Raw genomic sequence first — 18128 nt, forward strand, 5'->3', positions numbered from 1 at the left:
TCTCCATGCTCCTGGCTCTCTTGTGGTCCGAGGGCATCAGTAGGATCGATGCCTACGCGAAAGACGCCTACGCGAACGGGAACACGTCGCGGTACAACGGGGGCGTCGATGCCAGGACGTTTCAATCACGAAGGATGAGTGCATCGGTGAGCGTCGTCATCATCAAACGGCCACCGCGGATAGTGCCCCCGGTGGTGCCGGACGGCGAGGTCAGACTGGAGACGCCCCCCGAGATCCCTCGTGAGGGCGACGAGAGCATGCTGATGAACCTGCTGCCCATGATGGGCATGCTGGGTTCTGTCGGCTTCTTCTTCATGCCCAACCTGCCCCCCTATATGAGGGTGGTCGGCGGGCTGATGCTCGCCTCGACCCTGGCCATGGCCATCGCGCAGTTCGCCAAGTCCCGGCAGGGCGGCGGCGCGGGAATGGCGCAGGACCGGCGTGACTACTTCCGCTATCTCGAGCAGGTCCGCAAGGACGTGCACAAGACCGCTGAACTGCAGCGGCAGAGTCAACTCTTCCAGCACCCCGACCCGGAGCAGCTGTGGGCGGTGGCGGCCGACGGCAAGCGGCTGTGGGAGCGGCGCCCGACCGACGCGGACTTCGCCTCCGTACGGATCGGCCGCGGCATCCAGCAGCTGAACACGCCGCTCGTCGCCCCGGACACGGCCCCCAAGGAGGAGCTGGAGCCGCTGACCGCGGCGGCCATGAAGGCCTTCCTCGACGCGCACGGCAGTCTGTCCGACCTGCCCGTGTCCATCTCGCTGCGCGCCTTCTACCACGTGACGATCTGCGGAAACAGGGACACGGTCTACGGCAACGCCCGTGCCACCATTTCCCAGTTGGCGACGCTGCACTCGCCGGAAGACCTGATGGTCGCCGTGGTGGCACACCCGTCCGCGGCGGCGGACTGGGACTGGATCAAGTGGCTGCCGCACAGCCAGCACCCGAAGGCCAAGGACGGAGCGGGCTCGTCCCGGCTCCTCTTCGACGACCTCGGGGAGCTGGAGGAGGCGCTGGCGGGCCAGCTGGACGACCGGCCCCGCTGGAACCGGGATGCGAACCCCGTCTACGACCAGCCGCATCTGATCGTGGTCCTCGACGGCGGCACCGTGCCGCCGGACTCCGAACTCGCCAGTTCCGAGGGGCTTCAGGGCGTCACCTTCCTGGAGATCGCCCCGGGCGAGCTGGAGGAGGAGCTGCGCGCCGGTCTGACCGCGTATGTGAAGCCGGACCGGATGCAGCTGTTCGTCGGCCACGAGTCGGCGTACACCGGCAAGGCCGATGTGCTGAACCCGGAGCAGGCCGAGTCCCTGGCCCGGCAGCTGGCGCCCTTCCGGGTCGGCTCCGCGGAGGAGGGCGAACCCCTTCTGTCCAACCTGGACTTCACCGACCTGATGGGCATCGGCGACGCGGGCACCGTCGAGGTCTCCCGCACCTGGCGGCCGCGCACGCTGCACGAGCGGCTCCGGGTGCCGATCGGTGTCGGCGAGAACGGCGAGCCGGTCATGCTGGACCTCAAGGAGGCCTCGCAGGAGGGCATGGGCCCGCACGGGCTGTGCGTCGGCGCGACCGGCTCCGGAAAGTCCGAGGTGCTGCGCACGCTGGTGCTCGGTCTCGCGGTCACGCACTCCTCGGAGACGCTGAACTTCATCCTCGCGGACTTCAAGGGCGGTGCGACCTTCGCGGGCATGGCGGACATGCCGCACACCGCGGCCGTGATCACCAACCTCGCGGACGACCTCACCCTCGTCGACCGCATGCGTGACTCGATCATGGGCGAGACGCAGCGCCGCCAGGAGCTGCTGCGCTCGGCCGGCAACTACGCCAACCTGCACGACTACGAGAAGGCCCGGGCCGCCGGCGCCGCCCTCGAACCGATGGCGTCGCTGGTGATCGTGCTCGACGAGTTCTCCGAACTCCTCACCGCCAAGCCCGACTTCATCGACATGTTCATCCAGATCGGCCGTATCGGCCGTTCGCTGGGCATCCACCTGTTGCTGGCCTCGCAGCGCCTGGAGGAGGGCAAGCTGCGCGGCCTGGACACCTACCTCTCGTACCGGATCGGTCTGCGGACCTTCTCCGCCGCCGAGTCGCGTACGGCGATCGGTGTCCCGGACGCCTACCACCTGCCGTCGATCCCCGGCTCCGGCTATCTGCGCTACGACACCGACACCATGGTCCGCTTCAAGGCGGCGTACGTGTCGGGGCCGTACCACGGCGAGGGCCCGTCCCGGGTGCACCGCTCGACCCAGCTGCGGCCCGCGCTGTTCACGGCGGAGCACGTGGCGCTGCCCCCGCAGCCGGTAATCGAGGAGCCGGAGGTCGACAACCGGGTGGACGACGCGCTCGCCGACACCGTCCTGGACGTTCTCGTCGGGCGGATGGTCAACCAGGGTCCGCCCGCCCACCAGGTGTGGCTGCCCCCGCTGGAGGAGGCGCCCTCTTTGGAGCAGCTCCTCCCCCAGCTCGCCGTCAGCCCGGACCGCGGCCTGACCGCGCCCGACTACACGGCCCTCGGCCGGCTCAACGTGCCGCTCGGCCTGGTGGACAAGCCGTTCGAGCAGCGGCGCGACGTGCTGTACCGCGACTTCTCGGGCGGCGCGGGCCACGGTCTGTTCGTCGGTGGTCCGCAGTCCGGCAAGTCGACGCTGCTGCGTTCGCTCATCTCCTCGTTCGCCCTCACCCACACACCGTCCGAAGTGCAGTTCTACTGCCTGGACTTCGGCGGTGGCGGTCTGATCGCGATGGAGGACCTGGCGCACGTCGGCGGGGTCGCCAACCGTCTCGACGCCGAGAAGGTCCGCCGTACGGTCAGTGAGGTCGAGGGGATCCTCAACGCGCGCGAGGAGTACTTCCGCGCGAACAACGTCGACTCGATCCAGACCTACCGGCAGCGCCGGGCCGCGGGCCATCTGCCCGACCAGATCTGGGGTGACGTCTTCCTCGTCATCGACGGCTGGGCCACCTTCAAGACGGACTACGAGCTGCTCGAGTCCACCGTCACGGAGATCGCGACGCGCGGCCTCGGCTTCGGTGTGCACGTGATCCTGACCGCCAGCCGCTACACCGAGGTGCGGCCCGCGCTCAAGGACATGCTGCAGAACCGCATCGAGCTGCGCCTCGGTGACCCGACCGAGTCGGAGATCGACCGCAAGGTCGCGCAGAACGTCCCGGCGGCCGTGCCGGGCCGCGGTCTGACCCAGGACAAGCTGCACTTCATGACCGCGCTGCCCCGGGTCGACGGCTCCTCGTCGACCGAGGACCTCTCCGAGGCGACCTCCATCCTCATCCGCGGCATCAACGACAACTGGCAGGGCAACCACGCTCCGGCCGTACGGCTGCTGCCCACGCAGCTGCCGTCGGACCGGCTGCCCAAGGGGTTCGAGCACCCGGACCGCGGTGTCGCCATCGGCATCGACGAGTCCTCGCTCGCGCCGGTCTTCGTCGACTTCGAGACGGATCCGCTGTTCATCGTGTTCGGTGAGAGCGAGTCCGGTAAGTCCGCGATGCTGAGGCTGCTCGTCAAGCAGATCACCGAGCGCTACACGCCGGACCAGGCGAAGATCGTCATGGGCGACTACCGGCGTGCGCACCTGGAGGGTGTGCCCGACTCGCACCTGTCGCGGTACTGCGCGTCGGCGCCCGCCCTGACGGAGACGCTGGAGGGCCTGGCCGGTTCGATGCACCGGCGTATGCCGGGCCCGGACGTCACGCCCGAGCAGCTGCGCAACCGCAGCTGGTACAGCAGCCCGGACGCGTTCGTCATCGTCGACGACTACGACCTGGTGGCGACCGGCGTGAATCCGCTGGCCCCGCTCCTGGAGTACCTGCCGTTCGCCCGTGACGTCGGTCTGCGCATCATCATCGCGCGCTCCTCGGGCGGTGCCAGCAGGTCGCTGTACGAGCCCGTGATGCAGCGGATGCGCGAGCTCGGCGCCCAGGGCCTCGTGCTCTCCGGCGACCGGTCGGAGGGTGCGCTGCTCGGCAACATCACGGCATCGCAACTGCCGCCCGGGCGTGGCTACTTCCACACGCGGCGACGCGGTGGGCAGCTGATTCAGACGGGCTGGCTGCCGGCTCGGTTCTGAGACCTCGGTTGCAGCTGTGCTTGCAGGAGGGGGCGGTACCCGCGCGGGTGCCGCCCCCTCCTGCGTTGTCAGTGGGGGCCGCTATGGTGGCGTTGCGAGAGAAAACATGAACCGGACGAGCCACGGGGGGCAGTTGTGTCGTCGGACCACATGGATTCCGATCCCAAAGTCCTCAAGACCGAGGGCTTCAACATGTACTCGGTCGGCCAGGACTTCTCGAAGGCCGTGACCGCGCTGCAGAACGGACTGACCGCGCTCGAGAAGGGCGACACCCCGCCGTGGGGCGACGACGACATCGGCGAGAAGTTCGGTGTCGCCTACGAGGGTCTGCGCGACGGCATGTACCAGTCGATGGGCAGCCTGGCCGAGCGGCTGGCGGGCATGGGCATCGCCTTCACCAAGATGGGCGTGGCCCACGAGCAGAACGAGGCAGAGCAGCTCGACATCTGGCAGAAGACGACCGCGGAGTTCGACGGTCAGGTGAAGCTGCCGCCCGGAGTATCACAGACCATGGTCGCCAAGACGCAAAACACCTGATCCGCGCCGGATGCGTGGTGCCCGCACATAGGGTGAGACGCGTACTTCGTTCACATGTCAGGAAGAGGCCCCGCACCATGGCGGAGACGGCAGAGCAGATCAAGGCACGCAAGGAGCGGGAGCGGGACGAGCTGTACGCCCTCGACATCTCCGGCGTGGAGTGGCACAGCGCGCCCGGTACCGAGGAGCACGAGGAGCGGGTCGAGATCGCGTACCTGCCCGAGGGCGCCGTGGCCATGCGGTCGTCCCTCGACCCCGACACCGTGCTGCGGTACACCGAGGCGGAGTGGCGGGCGTTTGTGCTGGGGGCGCGGGACGGGGAGTTCGATCTGGAGCCTGCCCCGCACAACGGGGGTGTTTCGGCCGACTAGGCACCACAGCGCCGCGCCCCCGAAGGGGCGCGGTCGAGCCCGGCGCCACCAGACAGTGCGGTGATCAGTACAGCGAGAAACCGCCGCTGTGGCGGCCCTGGTTCTTCTTGCCGGTGTGTGACGACTGGCCCTCCGCCTCCGGCCTCCTCGGCTCGGACCGGTCGGCGTGCTGGTGCCCGCCGGTCAGCGGCTCACCGTGTCTGACCTGGTCGCGTTCCTCCTCGGAGAGCGACTCCCACTGGCCGCGCAGGGACGCCATGCCGCCCCCCAGGGCGCGGGCCACCCCAGGGTCGTCGAGGGCGTCGCGCAGGGGCAGGCGGCCGGAGAGCAGCTTCTTCGCCGCATCCTGGAGGTCCTTGCCGACGCCGTCGTTCTCGGACAGCTTGCGCAGGGCGGAGTTCAGCGAACGTATCTGCTCCGGTTCGAGTGCCTCGTCCAGCACGCCTCGCTCCGGCGAAGAGCCGGACGGGGTCGGTGAGTTCTCGGGTCGCCTGGTCATGTCGCTCCGCTTCTCCTCGCCGGCGTCGTCCCTCGGACGTCCTCTGACACCCTCGGACATCCGCAGTATCTCGCGTCACGCGCGGGTGTCATGCTGGCGGCATGGGAAAAGGCGGCGGAGGCGACCGTTCCGCTGTGGGTTTCGTCGACGGGGCCCTCGGCCGTCTCGGGCGCTTGGGCGGTCTGGTCTTCCTCCTGGCGGGGCTCGCGCTGAGCGGATGGGGCGCGTACGAGGGGGCGTATCCGGCGGGGTGGGCGGGCACGCAGGGCACCCTGACCGTGAAGCAGTGCGAGGTGAGTCACCCGAACAACGCCTCCCGCAGCAGCCGTAAGAACCGCCGCCCCGTGCGCTGCGAGGGCACGTTCGTGTCGGACGACGGCAAGCACACGGACGCGGGGGCGGCCGTGCAGGTCAGGCATCGGTACGGGGCGGGCGCCGAGGTGGCGGTGCAGCAGACCGATGCGCCCGCGACGGCCACCTCCGCCGACGGCGAGTACATCCAGGCCGGGCCGGACCGGGCCTGGCGGTTCTTCGCCGCGTTCTTCGGGGGGTGGGTGCCGACGGGGCTCGGGGTCTTCTGTCTTGCCACCGGGTACGCGCCGTTCGGGCACAGCCGGGTGTCGTACGACGAGGCCTGGGACGCGGCGGGGCGGGGCGTGACCCATGTGGTGGTGATCGGGATGATCGGTGTGGGTCTGGTGGGGGCCGGGGGATCGTTCCTGGTCAGCTACTTCGTGTGAGCGGGCATGGTTGGGGGTTGGCTGACCTCGGCGTATAGCCTGCGCAGGTCATCTTCTTGGCAACAACTTCTCGTCAACCACGGGGTCTTTCAGGCATGTCGACGCCTCCGCCGCAGTATCAGAACCAACCGCCTTACGGGCAGCCGCAGCAGCCGTACGGTCAGCCCCAGCAGCCGTACGGATACCCGCAGCAGCCGCAGGTTCCGTACGGCTATCCACAGCAGCCGCACCAACCGCAGCCTCAGCCGCCGCGCGGCCCTCAACGCCCGCGGCCGGGAGGTCCGTTGCGGGTCGTGAAGTCGGCTGCCGTCGTGATCGCGGTCTTCGGTGCCCTGGCCTGGTACGTCTGGGACTACAACACCAGCCCCACCGGCGGGAAGGCGAAGGCGGAGGCCGCGGCGTCCGCACAGGCCAAGGAGGACGCGACCCACGACCCGAACATCGGCGACTGCGTCAAGGTCAAGGACCCCCAGGGCGATCCGCTGCCGACGATCGTCGACTGCAACTCCCCCGAGGCCGAGTACAGGACGGCCGACAAGCTGCTCGGCGACGACCTGAACTGCGACTCGAAGTACGCCTACGGGATCCAGGTCCACCAGAGCCATCGGCTCGACTACACGCTGTGCTTCACGAAGGTCTGAGATCCCGTCGGGCCGGTCGCACCGTCAGGATCTGCACAGGACCTGCAACAGATCTGTGACAGCAATCCTCTGAAGTTGCCCACGGGTGATTCCGTAAGCTTTGCCAACGGCTGTACTTCTGTGTGACTTCCCTTGACCGATGAGGGAGTTGTACGGCCGTGTCGTCTGACGGGGGTGCTTTCTGCTGTGTCCATGATGCTGCCGAACGAGCTCGAATGGGTTCTCGAGATGCTCGGCTACAACTGGCCGACGGCAGACGAGGACAAGCTCAAGGACTGCGCCAAGCTGTGGCGGAAGTTCGGCGACGACGTCACCGAGCTGCACACCAAGGCGAACACCAGCGCCCGCCAGGTGGTGGCCCACAACGCCGGTGAGTCGATCGACGCGTTCACCAAGACGTACGCCAAGTTCGACGGCGGGGGCGGTGACGGGTACCTCCAGAACGCCGCCCAGGCCGCGTACATCATCGCGACCGTGCTGGAGGCATGCGCCTACCTCGTCGAGTTCGCGAAATGGGCGGTCATCGCCCAACTCATCGCCCTGGCCATCGAGATCGCCGCCGCCCAGGCCGCCGCGCCCTTCACCTTCGGCCTGTCCGAGGTCGGCGCGCTGGGTGCGACGCAGGCCGCCCGGCTGATCGTGCGCCGGCTCCTCAAGGAGCTCAAGGACGCGCTTCTCGAGGCGATCGTCGAGGCGATGAAGGAACCCGCGATCTCGATGATCGAGGCGATCATCACCGACCTGATCCGCCAGACGGTGAACGTCGGCTTCGGCGCCCAGGACGGCTACGACCTCGCCACGACCGCCAAGCAGGGCGCCAACGCCGGCTGGGACGCCATCAAGCAGACCCCGCAGACTCTTGCCGAGGGCGTGCGGGACAGCCTGGGCGAGAAGGCGGGGCATCGGGCCCATCATGCGGTCGACAGCCGTATCGACGGGCATGGGTCATCGGGGGGCGATGGCGGGCACGGTGACGGGGACGGGGCTTCCAACTCGTCCGACGGTCCCGACAGTTCCGACGGTGACGGGGATTCGGACTCGTCTTCCGGTTCCGACTCGTCCTCCTCCGACTCGTCTTCGTCCGGCTCTGATTCCGGTTCCGGTTCCGACTCCGGCTCGCACTCCAACGGCTCCGACTCGTCGGGGGCGGACTCCTCCACCTCGACGCGTTCGAGCAGCGATGTGGGCTCGAACATAGGTGGCGGGATCTCCGCCGACACCGGCGGCAACAACATCGGCGGGCCGGACGTGGGTGCCGGCCCGGGCTCCGACTCGGGATCGGACTCGGGGTCCGGGTCCGATTCGGGGGCCGGGTCCCACTCCGGGGCCGCGGGGCCGACGCTCTCCCACTCGGGTCCGACCCTGTCCGACTTCGACGACCCGTCGCCCAGCGGGGCGCACTCCGGTGGCTCCGACTCCGGGGGTTCGTCCGACGGCCCGAGCACCTCCGGCCCGTCCCACTCCGGCGGCGGCTCCTCCGTCTCCGGCCTGTCGTCGCCGTCGGTGCACGCCGTGTCGGCCTCCGCGTCGCCCGGTGGTACGTCGGCGTCGACGGGCGGCCACGGCTCGATCGGCACGTCGATCGACAGCTTGGCCGCGAGCGCGCCCACGCACACCAACGCGGCGCCCACTCCTACGCCTTCGGCGAGCGATCCGTCGTCGGGGGGTGCCGGTGGCGGCCGTGCGGATGGCGGGTCGGCGGGCATGCCGACGTCACCTGTGGCGCCTTCTGTGGGGGGCGGTGTGGGTGGTTCGCATCAGGGCGGGGCTACGTCGTCGTCCGGCAGCGGCGGCCCGTCCGGGTCGAGCCCGAGCAGCCCTGCACCCAACTCCGGTGCGGCAAGGAGCAGTTCGGCCGGTACGCCCTCGCCCACGGGGTCGGGGCCTGCATCCACCCCGAGTCCCACACCGTCGACGGCGCCTCGGAGCGCTCCGGCGTCCACGCCTGCACCTACGCCCACGGCTTCGGCGGACGGCCGGGTGGCCGGTACGGCGGGTGTCGGGCTCTCGGGCGCGGGGAACGGCCGCCCGTCCGGTACGGCGAGTGCCGGAGTCTCGGGCGCCGGGGACGGGCGTGCGTCCGGTACGGCGAGTGTCGGGGACGGCCGCACGTCCGGTACCGCGGACGGCCGTACTCCTGGCACGGCGGACGGGCGGATACCGGGCCAGCGCACGCCCGGGAGTACGACGCCGGGCGACGGTACGAGGCCGGGCGACGGTACGAGGCCGGGCGACGGCACCACGTCCCGGAACAACCCCGGCGACGGTACGACGCCCCGCCAGACGCCCGGTACGAGGCCGGGGGACGGCACCACACCTCGCGGCAACACCCCGGGCGACGGCACGACTCCGCGCAACACGACACCGGGCGACGGCACCGCGCCCCGCGGCACCACCGATCCGACCGGCGGCACTCGTACCAACACCCCGGGGCAGAACCCGAGTACGGGCACGAGCACCTCGAACCCGAGCTCGTCACCTTCGTCGTCCCCCAGGACCTCGTCGCCGTCCACCGGCGCCCCCACGACGACGCCCTCCACCTCGACCGGCACGAGTTCCGGATCCGGTTCCAACCGCGACTCCGGTTCCGGCACCGGCTCGAACCCCCCGGCGTCGAGCAGCCGTACCCCCAACTCCTCGAACGCCAACCAGCCCGGCCCTGCCGCGCAGGGCACACCCGGCAGCACCGGCACGACTCCTCCCGGCAGGCCGCCCCAGGAGCCCTCGGGCAGCACCCCCAACACCCCCAACGGTCCGCAGCAGCCGGCCGCGCAGTCCAACGCGCCGACGCAGAACACCCCGCCCGGCAACCCGCAGCAACAACAGCACCAGCAGCAAGTGACGCCGGTCCCGGTCCACACGGTCATCCGGACCCCGGGTGCCTCCGCGTCGCCGTCAAACGCAACGGGCTCTGCTTCGCCCCAGGCGCCGGGCTCGCCCCAGGCCACACCGGGAAACCCGAACCACCAGCAACACCCGCAGCAGGACAGCCTTCAGGACATCCGTTCCGACCTGGACCACTACCCGGGCGGCCTGACCGACCCCGACCCCGCCGACCAGCAGGCGCTGGACGACGCCGTCCCGCGCAACGAGGACGGCACCCCGCAGCGCCACCCCGACCCGTTCGAAGGCAACTGGTCCCAGCTCCAGAACGACGGCGGCGTCAACGTCCCCGGCCGCAGCAACAACTGCGCCGACTGCTCCCGTTCGTTCCTGGAGACCTGGTACGGCAACCCGCAGGTCTCGGCGCCGCGCACCCTCGACACCGACGCGAACGGCAAGCCGGACTACTGGTCGCCCGAGGACGACGCGAACGACAACCAGATCCGCTGGACCGGCGCCGCCCACACCTACGCCGGCCCCGGCGGCGACCCCAACACCGCGAACAACATCGCCGACACCCTCCAGCAGGCCGGCCCCGGCTCGGCAGCCATCGTCCAGGTCGACTGGCCCGGCGGGGGCGGCCACGCCTTCAACGTGGTCAACCACAACGGCAACATCGTCTGGGTCGACACCCAGAGCGGCCAGGTCAGCAGCCAGCCCCTGCACATCGACCAAGCGGCGCATGTCTGGCACATCCCGCTGGACGCCGACCGGAACCCGATCGACACCAGCCAGCCGCAGGCGAACGGCTCGGAGAGCCAGAACGGTTCGGAGGACCAGAACGGTTCGGAGGACCAGAACGGTTCGGAGGACCAGAACGGTTCGGAGAGCCAGAACGGTTCGGAGGACCAGAACGGTTCGGAGAGCCAGAACGGTTCGGAGGACCAGAACGGTTCGGAGAGCCAGAACGGCGAGTCGCAGAACGAGAACAGCGACGGCTCGCAGCCGGACAACGCCGCAGACAACGAGCAACCGGAGAACGGCCAGAGCTCGCAGAGCGACGTCTCGGTCGACACTCCGAAGCAGGCCGACGAGACTGACACGGCAACCGACTCTCCCGAGTCGGCCGGTCCGGTGACCTCGGACGTCTCGAACAAGGCAGACCTCGGGCAGCCGTCGACGACCGACGAGAACACATCGCAGGGCCCGACGCACGGCGAGTCCCAGAACGAGAACGACCGACCCCAGAGCGAGACCGACAACAACCCGTCCGAGTCGGACGGCGCGCCCGATGGCGATGGCCAGGAGCCCTCCCACGACACCCCGGACAGCCGGCAGTCGCCCGAGACCTCCTCGGAACAGAACCGCCCGTCCCCGACCGAGACACCGAGTCCGTCGGACCAGCAGTCACGCCCCGACGAGGCGACGCGTCCCGACGAGCAGGACCACACCCCCCACAAGGACGCAGAGCAGCCGGCCGAGACAACGGAAGAACAGTCCCGGCCCGACTCCTCTTCGGAGCAGCGGCCGCCCGCGCACACCACGTCCGACGACACCGCCAACGGCACGCCGGACAAGACCGCCGACCCCGACCGGACCGAGACGGCCACTCCGAACGATCCCACCACGGACCGGCACACACCTCAGCAGACCACCACGCCCTCGGACCCGCGCACCACCGACCCACGCACCCCGGATCCCCGTACCCAGGACCCGCGTACGTCCGACCCCCGCACCCTGGATCCCCGCGCGCAGGATCCACGTACGTCCGATCCGCGTATGTCCGATCCCCGCACCCAGGACCCGCGCACCTCGGACCCGCAGAGGGACACCCCGCAGCGGAAGAGCCCGGAGACCGACGAGCGGTCCGACGGACGGCACCCGGACAACGAGCCGACGCCGGACCAGAAACACCCCGATCACGCGGAAGATCCGCGTCCGGCGACGCCGGACGAGAACCGGCCCGAGAGCTCGGACCAGCCTCGTCCCGACGGCCCGGACCAGTCCCCTGCCGACGACCACCGCGACCGCCCCGGCAACATGACCAAGGACTCCGCGGTTCCCCCGCGCGAGAGCCCGCCGGACGGCAGGAACGCCGATGCGGCCCGGCACATCCAGGAGTCCACGGCCGGCAAGAAACCCCTGTACGGGGAGATCGCCCCCGAGCACCCCGCGCAGACCTCGAAGCCGGAGGCACAGCACCACCCCGAGGGCCCGGCGGAACCGGCGGGCGATCCGATCAACAACCCTCGGACGGACCAGGAGTGGGTGGACCACATGGTCCACCTCGCCAACACCGACCCCAAGTTCTTCGAGAAGTACTACCGGCCGACCGACGGTCACCGGTGGTCACGCAACGACACATACATGGGTCGCCAACTGCCCATTCTGCGGGCCACCGGGGACCCGCAGAGGCCATGGATGGCAGCGAGCAACGTGCTGCCCTCTTCGCCTCCCGACTACGTCAACCCGAACGTGAAGCCGGTCGAGCGGACCGAGGGAAGCCCCTCCGACGAAACACTCGGAAAGCTCGATGACCGTGCCGCATCCAGGGCAGACGCCATCGCGGCGGACCGCGGGCCGCACGCGGCGAGGGAGGCGGCCAAGAAGGCCCTTGAGGCGAACGACACTCCCGAAAACAGAAAGGCCTTCGAAGAGGCCGACAATGTGCACAGGCCGCTGCATGCCGCGAGGGGCAAGGAGAGCGAGCGGTACGGAGACGAGGTCGCCGAGTTCCACGCGGTACCGAACGAGTTCCCAGGTGCCGTCCGTGTCGACGACCGGGCCGAGGGCAACAACCGCTTCGACCAGGTGTACACCGCGCCGCCGAACGCCACCGATTACGACTACGTGGTCGTGGAGTGCAAGGGTTCTCTCGAAGCGGGCGAGGGTGAGCGTCAGGGACTGCCGCCGGGAGCGGACGACCCGGACCGTCCCGAGCCGGGAGAAGAAGGGCATGGTGGGCAGGACGCAGACGCCGACGACAGTCAGGGGGCACCGGAGGGCAGCGACTCGGCGAACCCGGCCGTGCCGCAGGTCTCGCAGGGTACTCGCGAGTATTTCAAGACGATCCTGCACGAGATGCGCATGCGAGGCCTGCGCGGGCTGGACCAGGCAGCCGCCGAGCCCGATCCGGTGAAGGCCGAGGCCAAACGCAAGGCGGCCCAGGACGAACTGGATCTGGCACGCAACCTCCGCACGGCCCTCAAGCAGGGACGTGTGAGGTACATGCTGGTGAAGGGGAACTCCGACGAGGCCAAGAAGACACACGAGGGATACCTGATGAAGGAATACGACATCAGGCCTCCCAAGAAGGACGGAAATGACCAAGATTCCGCGTCATGATTTTCCCACCGGCGCTCTGCCTCAGGTGCTGGAAGAACTGTCGACAGGACTGGAGGAAGAACTCGAGGACCTCGCGGAGAGCCCCGAGTGGTTCACCACGGCCCTGCGCTCTGCGACGACCGTCCTCAACCGGCGCTGCTCCGGGGATCCCACGGCCGACAGACTCGAAACGTGGGAAGCCTGTGTCACCGCCATGCAGGTGGGCTCAGCCCTCTTCGCCTCGGCCCGCGCGACCACGCCGACGGTCGAGTGCCAGGTCGGCCACAAGAAACACGTCTTCCGTTCCGGGACCGGGCCCTGGGCCCACGCCGGCAACTGGCTCACGGCATTCTGGCTGGCCTGCGTATGCCGCGAGCGGCAGCGCACGAACGACCTCTGCCAGGTCCCCGTCTCCCTGCTGCGCGCATCCGGCGCGGACTTCGACGAGTACATCTACCCCTGGGTCGAAGCACTGCAGGCGTACTGGCTCAAGCAGCCCAGCCTCGGCGACAAGCTGGTCGAAGCCGTCGACGGCACCGCCCCCGAGGTCCTCCGGCCCGCCTCGCGAAGCGCCGTACTGAACCTCATGTATCCGCCCATGAACCTCCTCACCCAGCTGGTGCGCGGTGACCAGGACAGGTTCAACACCGAGCTGGCCAAAGCCGTCGAATGGCACAAGGACTACTGGACTCGCGACGAGGAAAGGGCGCGCGATTCCGACGGACTCCTCGCCTTGGGACCCCTGGCCGTCGCCTGCCTGGCCCAGGACTCGGGCTTCACCGTCGAAGTCGAATCCGAGTACCTGCCCAAGTACCTCCTCGACGGCGGCTGGTACGGCGAATTCCCCACCTAGTCGACCCGATCGACGCACCAGCCGGCCACCTCCCGATCAATGAACAGGTCACCCATGGCTCCCGACGCTCCGCCCACCACCCCGGACCAGGCCCTCGACATCGTCCGCGCCCGCTACGCGCAGCCCAGGCTCCCCGACGGCACCCCCGCCGAACTCCAGGTCCACGAGTTCGACATCGGCTACCTCGTGTACGCGGTCTTCCCGCCCACCACCGACGCGGCCGGCCGGCCCCAGCCTGCCCCGCCCGGCGGAGCCAAGATCGTGGTGTCGAAGGAGACCGGCGAGACCGCGACCGTCCCCAACTTCCCGACCGAGCAGGCGATCGCGCTGTACCGGCAGAACCTCGGCCGCAACTCCTAGCCTTCGTCCACCACTCCGGCACCCGCGAGGACCCACACCGATGACCGCCCCGACCACCGGCTACGCCCCCCATCCCTACCTGGGCGGCCGCACCGCAGTGCTGCGCGCGCTCGCCGCCTGGCGGACGGGCCGGCCGGGTGCACCCCGGGTGATCGTCCTCACCGGCAGCCCGGGCAGCGGGCGTTCGCATCTGCTGACCGGCTTCCTGATGCTGTGCGACCCGGAGTTCCGCGGGCGGCTGCCCCTGGCGGACCTCGACCCGTCGACCGTACCGCCCGAGCTCCCCGCCCCGGCGGTGCCGAGCGCGGCGGGGCTGACCGCGACGCAGCTCGGGTGGCTCATCGCGGACCACTACGGCCTCAAGGCCGACCGCCTCGAAGAGGTGTACGCCGCGCTGGGCGCCCTCGGCCGGACCGAGACCGTCGTCGTGCCCGACGTCGACCGGGCGGGTCCGGTGCGTACGACGGGCGAGCCGGCACGAGTCGCACGGGAGGTGCTGGGGCCGCTCGCCGCCACCCCGAACGTCCGGCTGCTCGCGGACGTACCACGCGAGTTCACCACCGAACTCTCCGGTGAACTCCCGCCCGGCACGGTGCAGATCATCGATCTGGACGACCCGCAGTGGGCCGACCCGCGCGGCCTGGTGCTGCAGGCGTACGCACTGCTCAGACCGGAGTCCGGGGCCCCGGAGCCACCCTTCGCCTCGGATGCTGCGACGAGGCGGACCCTGGCCGAGACGATCGGACGCCGAGCCGGAACCAGCCCCCTCACCGTGCAGCTCGCCGTCCAGAGCCTCCTGACGAGTCCGGGCTCTGTCGCCCCGTACGACGAATCCCTCCTGCCCTCGTCAGTCGGCCAGGCACTCGACCTGCACGCCGGCCGCCTCGGAGCGGACCCGCAGACCCTGCGTCAGCTGCTGGCACCCCTGGCCCTCGCCGAAGGCGACGGTCTGCCCGTCGCCCTCTGGATACGGCTCGTCAACGCCCTTGCGGGCAAGGACATGAGCGGCCCCCTCGCGGACAGCGGTGCGCTCGCCGGACCGTTCGTCGAGTCACTCCGGCCGGACGGGGACGGCAGCACTCGTACGCTGCTCCGGTTGCTGCATCCGGCCATCGGCGACGAGATGCGCGCCGGCCTGCCGAACGTCCGCGCCGCCCAGACGCAGATCGCGATGGCGCTGCTCGAGGCCGTGCCGGACCAGGACTGGAGCAAGGCCGACCCATACGTGCGCGACCACATCGCGGGCCACACCCTGGAGGCGGGCCTGCTGCCCCAACTCCTCACGGACCCCGGGCTGTTCGTCCACTCCGATCCGGTGCCGCTGCGGGCCGCCGTCGAGGCGGTGCCGGCCGAGGAACTGGGTGCACCGGCCCGAACGTACCTGCGTACGGCACCCCTGCTCACCCGCACTCAGGTGCCTGCGATGCTGCGGGCTGCCCTGCTGGAGACGGCCTTCGTCGAGGACGGACTGCCCGAGTACGCCGACGCCATCCACGGACGGCTCGGTCTCGACCTGCCCTGGCGGACCCTGTGGAGCCTGCCCGTCCCGGGCATCAGCGCGGTTTCCGCCGGCAACCTGCCCGGGGCCGAGGGGCAGTCAGTCCCGGTGGCCGTCCTCGTCGTACCAGCGGGGACGCCCGGTGCGAAGCCGCTCGGGGAGTCCGCAGGAGCGACCGATGCGGCGGTACTCGTCCACCGCCTCGCACGATCCGACGACTCCGGCGAGACCGGCCCGGACCTCGACCCCGGGCAGGTCCTGCGCCCGTCCCAGGCGGAGCGGGCCGCCGCCCCGCTGGACCTGAGTCGCGGCGCCGACTACGTGCGCGTCTGGGACCGGGCAAGTCAGAAGGTCGTGGCAGAGCTGCTCTCGGACGTCCCCTTCACGGCGGTGGACCTGTCCCTGGACGGCATCCTCGTCGTCGCCACCGAACGCGGAGCGAAGGCCCTCCGCATCCACCCGGCGGCTGCGGGGACCACGCGGCGGGCCGCGTAATCTCTCCTGCGGTTACCACCTGGGCGGCGCGGACCTGACGTCCACACCGACGACAACCCGAGCAGGCGGAGATGACCACACAAGTGACACGTCACGAAGTGCCTGCCGACCGTGTTCTCGGCGCGCAAGCACTCGTCGATGACACCGAGGCGCGGGTCCGGAAGCTCGAAACCATGCCCAGCACGTTCAACACCGGTCTGAACAGGGCACTCGCGAACGCCAAGAGTCATTGCGCCCTTGATCCCCGCGCTGCCCGGATCGAGACCTGGGAAGCCTGGGTCGCGGCCATGCAGATCGGGTCCGCACTGTTCCGGTCCGCCACCTCACCGGAACCCACCGTGGAGTGCTTGATCTCGGGCAAGCCGCGCACGATCCCCTCCACCGGCCCACAACCGTCGGCCAACGCGGGCAACTGGCTCACTGCCTTCTACCTGGCGCTCGTCTGCCGCGAAGACCAACTGGTCACAGAGCTGAGTGACGTCCCGATCCCGCTTCTGCGAGAGTCCGGGGCAGTCTTCGACGAGTACATCTACGACTGGGTCGACGCACTCCAGACGTACGGCCAACAGGGTCCTGGCGTCGGCGACAAGCTGGTGGCCGCGATCAACGGCACGGATCCGGAGGCCCTGCAGGTCGCCGACCGCAGCCTGATGCTGCGCATCCTGTACCCCCCGCTCAACCTGTTCTACCGCCTGGTCAGAGGCGACAGCCAGCTCTTCGACGTCGAACTGGTCAAGGCCCTGAAGTGGCACAAGGAGTACTGGACGGCGGAGGAGTCCACGGCTGCGCAGGTCAGCGGCCTTGTCGCGCTCGGCCCACTGGCCATGGCCTGCCTCGCCTACGACCGGGGTGTCCCCATCGACGTGGAGTCCGGCTACATGCCCAAGTACCTGCTGGAACGCGGTCGGGTCGGCGACTTCCCGACCTGAGGCGTGCAGGAGGCGTTGGCGGCACCGTGTGGAGCTGGCTCCACACCCTTCACGCAGCCCGCTCCGGCTCCGACTAGCCCCTCCTGATCTCACTGATAATTTGCTGCTCCTGCCAGTTACCTCCATTGACTCCACGGGGAATCATGAGCCAGCCGCCGTTCCAGCCGCCACCGCAGCCTGCGCAGCCACCACAACCACCACAGAACCCCGCAAACCCGTACGCCCAGCCTGCGCCTCCGCCGCAGCAGCCACCGGGCTTCGGGCCGTCCGCGCCTCAGCAGCCCCCGATGCAGGCCGGGCCCGCGCCCGTTCCCGGCCAGCCCCCGATGATGTACGGCGGACCGCAGCCGGCGTACCCGATGCAGCCCGCACCGCCGTTCCAGGCACCTCCCTTCGGGCAGCGGCCGAACGCGACCGGTAATCCGGTCGGCGCGGTCTTCCTCGGCTTCTTCGTCTCCTTCGTGATTGCACTGCTGTACACAGGCGTCATGGTGGCCACGTACAAGGACCAGACGTACGCCACTGCCAACGTCCTCTACTTCGCCCATGCGATCCTCAACGGAGCGGTCGTGGGCGCCCTGGTCGGCAAGGTCGGTCGCGACAGCAACGGTGGCCGGATCGGTGGAGCCGTCGTCGCCGCGCTCGGCGCCTTCTTCGGCTACGCCAACGCCCTCCCGGTCATCATCGTCAAGGAACAGTCGTTCATGGCCCTGAAGACCCTGCTGGAGGGAGAGCCCTTCTTCCCGGCCAAGGCCTGGTGGCACAACGATTCCCACGGCGGAGTCGACTGGCTCAACCTCCTCGGCCTCGTGGTCGCCGCGGCCGCCGCGTGGGGCATCGCCTACCTCATCGGCAAGAATCGCCGTCAGGTCTGACTCGTCGCCAGGTGCCGGTCCGGGTCCGCCGCCCCTGGCCCGGTCCCGGTCGGCAACTCGCCGCGTCACCAACAGGTGTTGCTGACATGGCG

At 69.7% G+C, this 18128-nt stretch carries 13 protein-coding genes; 11 read left to right on the forward strand and 2 right to left on the reverse strand.

Going from position 1 to position 18128, the window contains the following annotated elements; translation table 11 throughout:
* Positions 1-146: 146 nt before the first annotated feature.
* From eccCa to ACFY10_RS53650, 3 genes are all read left to right on the forward strand, one after another.
* Positions 147-4091: a type VII secretion protein EccCa gene (gene eccCa / locus ACFY10_RS53640; RefSeq protein ID WP_390672739.1), complete on the forward strand. Its 3945-nt coding sequence runs from the start codon at positions 147-149 to the stop codon at positions 4089-4091.
* A gap of 150 nt (positions 4092-4241) precedes the next feature.
* Positions 4242-4628, forward strand: coding sequence for a hypothetical protein (locus ACFY10_RS53645; RefSeq protein WP_390672740.1), 387 nt, complete (start codon positions 4242-4244; stop codon positions 4626-4628).
* A 77-nt stretch (positions 4629-4705) separates the two neighbouring features.
* A complete protein-coding gene (locus ACFY10_RS53650; protein WP_389078686.1) occupies positions 4706-4999 on the forward strand; it encodes a DUF397 domain-containing protein in 294 nt (97 codons plus the stop codon).
* A gap of 64 nt (positions 5000-5063) precedes the next feature.
* Here ACFY10_RS53650 and ACFY10_RS53655 read toward each other — a convergent pair whose 3' ends face one another.
* Complete coding sequence (locus tag ACFY10_RS53655) at positions 5064-5498, reverse strand: hypothetical protein (protein ID WP_390672742.1); 435 nt, start codon at positions 5496-5498, stop codon at positions 5064-5066.
* Positions 5499-5632: 134 nt separating this feature from the next.
* Here ACFY10_RS53655 and ACFY10_RS53660 point away from each other — a divergent pair, with 134 nt between their 5' ends.
* A complete protein-coding gene (locus ACFY10_RS53660; protein ID WP_390672743.1) occupies positions 5633-6238 on the forward strand; it encodes a hypothetical protein in 606 nt (201 codons plus the stop codon).
* 89 nt (positions 6239-6327) lie between these two features.
* Here the strand turns inward: ACFY10_RS53660 and ACFY10_RS53665 are convergent, their stop codons facing one another.
* Positions 6328-6468: a hypothetical protein gene (locus tag ACFY10_RS53665; protein WP_390672744.1), complete on the reverse strand. Its 141-nt coding sequence runs from the start codon at positions 6466-6468 to the stop codon at positions 6328-6330.
* 63 nt (positions 6469-6531) lie between these two features.
* Here ACFY10_RS53665 and ACFY10_RS53670 point away from each other — a divergent pair, with 63 nt between their 5' ends.
* The 7 genes from ACFY10_RS53670 to ACFY10_RS53700 all read left to right on the forward strand — a co-directional run bounded on the left by ACFY10_RS53670 (position 6532) and on the right by ACFY10_RS53700 (position 18036).
* Positions 6532-6879 (forward strand): hypothetical protein, encoded by a 348-nt coding sequence (locus ACFY10_RS53670; RefSeq protein WP_390672745.1) that lies wholly within the window; start codon positions 6532-6534, stop codon positions 6877-6879.
* A gap of 192 nt (positions 6880-7071) precedes the next feature.
* Complete coding sequence (locus tag ACFY10_RS53675; protein WP_390672746.1) at positions 7072-13047, forward strand: toxin glutamine deamidase domain-containing protein; 5976 nt, start codon at positions 7072-7074, stop codon at positions 13045-13047.
* Positions 13025-13879, forward strand: a complete 855-nt coding sequence (locus ACFY10_RS53680) for an immunity 49 family protein (protein ID WP_390672747.1) — start codon at positions 13025-13027, stop codon at positions 13877-13879. Before ACFY10_RS53675 ends, ACFY10_RS53680 begins: the two co-directional genes overlap by 23 nt.
* A gap of 54 nt (positions 13880-13933) precedes the next feature.
* On the forward strand, positions 13934-14239 hold the full coding sequence (locus ACFY10_RS53685; protein ID WP_390672748.1) for a hypothetical protein: 306 nt from the start codon (positions 13934-13936) through the stop codon (positions 14237-14239).
* Between the two features lie 40 nt (positions 14240-14279).
* Entirely contained in the window at positions 14280-16232 is a 1953-nt protein-coding gene (locus ACFY10_RS53690; RefSeq protein WP_390672749.1) for an ATP-binding protein, read from the forward strand.
* A gap of 173 nt (positions 16233-16405) precedes the next feature.
* Positions 16406-17161: an immunity 49 family protein gene (locus tag ACFY10_RS53695; protein ID WP_390672750.1), complete on the forward strand. Its 756-nt coding sequence runs from the start codon at positions 16406-16408 to the stop codon at positions 17159-17161.
* 143 nt (positions 17162-17304) lie between these two features.
* Entirely contained in the window at positions 17305-18036 is a 732-nt protein-coding gene (locus ACFY10_RS53700; protein WP_390672751.1) for a hypothetical protein, read from the forward strand.
* Positions 18037-18128: the final 92 nt, after the last annotated feature.

This window comes from Streptomyces sp. NPDC001401, assembly GCF_042895385.1.
Taxonomy (GTDB): Bacteria; Actinomycetota; Actinomycetes; order Streptomycetales; family Streptomycetaceae; genus Streptomyces.

Coding starts and splice junctions, on each gene's coding strand:
- ACFY10_RS53645 (WP_390672740.1), top strand. CDS start 4,242: ATGGATTCCGATCCCAAAGTCCTCAAGACCGAGGGCTTCAACATGTAC.
- ACFY10_RS53650 (WP_389078686.1), top strand. CDS start 4,706: ATGGCGGAGACGGCAGAGCAGATCAAGGCACGCAAGGAGCGGGAGCGG.
- ACFY10_RS53655 (WP_390672742.1), bottom strand. CDS start 5,498: ATGACCAGGCGACCCGAGAACTCACCGACCCCGTCCGGCTCTTCGCCG.
- ACFY10_RS53675 (WP_390672746.1), top strand. CDS start 7,072: ATGATGCTGCCGAACGAGCTCGAATGGGTTCTCGAGATGCTCGGCTAC.
- ACFY10_RS53680 (WP_390672747.1), top strand. CDS start 13,025: ATGACCAAGATTCCGCGTCATGATTTTCCCACCGGCGCTCTGCCTCAG.
- ACFY10_RS53685 (WP_390672748.1), top strand. CDS start 13,934: ATGGCTCCCGACGCTCCGCCCACCACCCCGGACCAGGCCCTCGACATC.
- ACFY10_RS53690 (WP_390672749.1), top strand. CDS start 14,280: ATGACCGCCCCGACCACCGGCTACGCCCCCCATCCCTACCTGGGCGGC.
- ACFY10_RS53695 (WP_390672750.1), top strand. CDS start 16,406: ATGCCCAGCACGTTCAACACCGGTCTGAACAGGGCACTCGCGAACGCC.
- ACFY10_RS53700 (WP_390672751.1), top strand. CDS start 17,305: ATGAGCCAGCCGCCGTTCCAGCCGCCACCGCAGCCTGCGCAGCCACCA.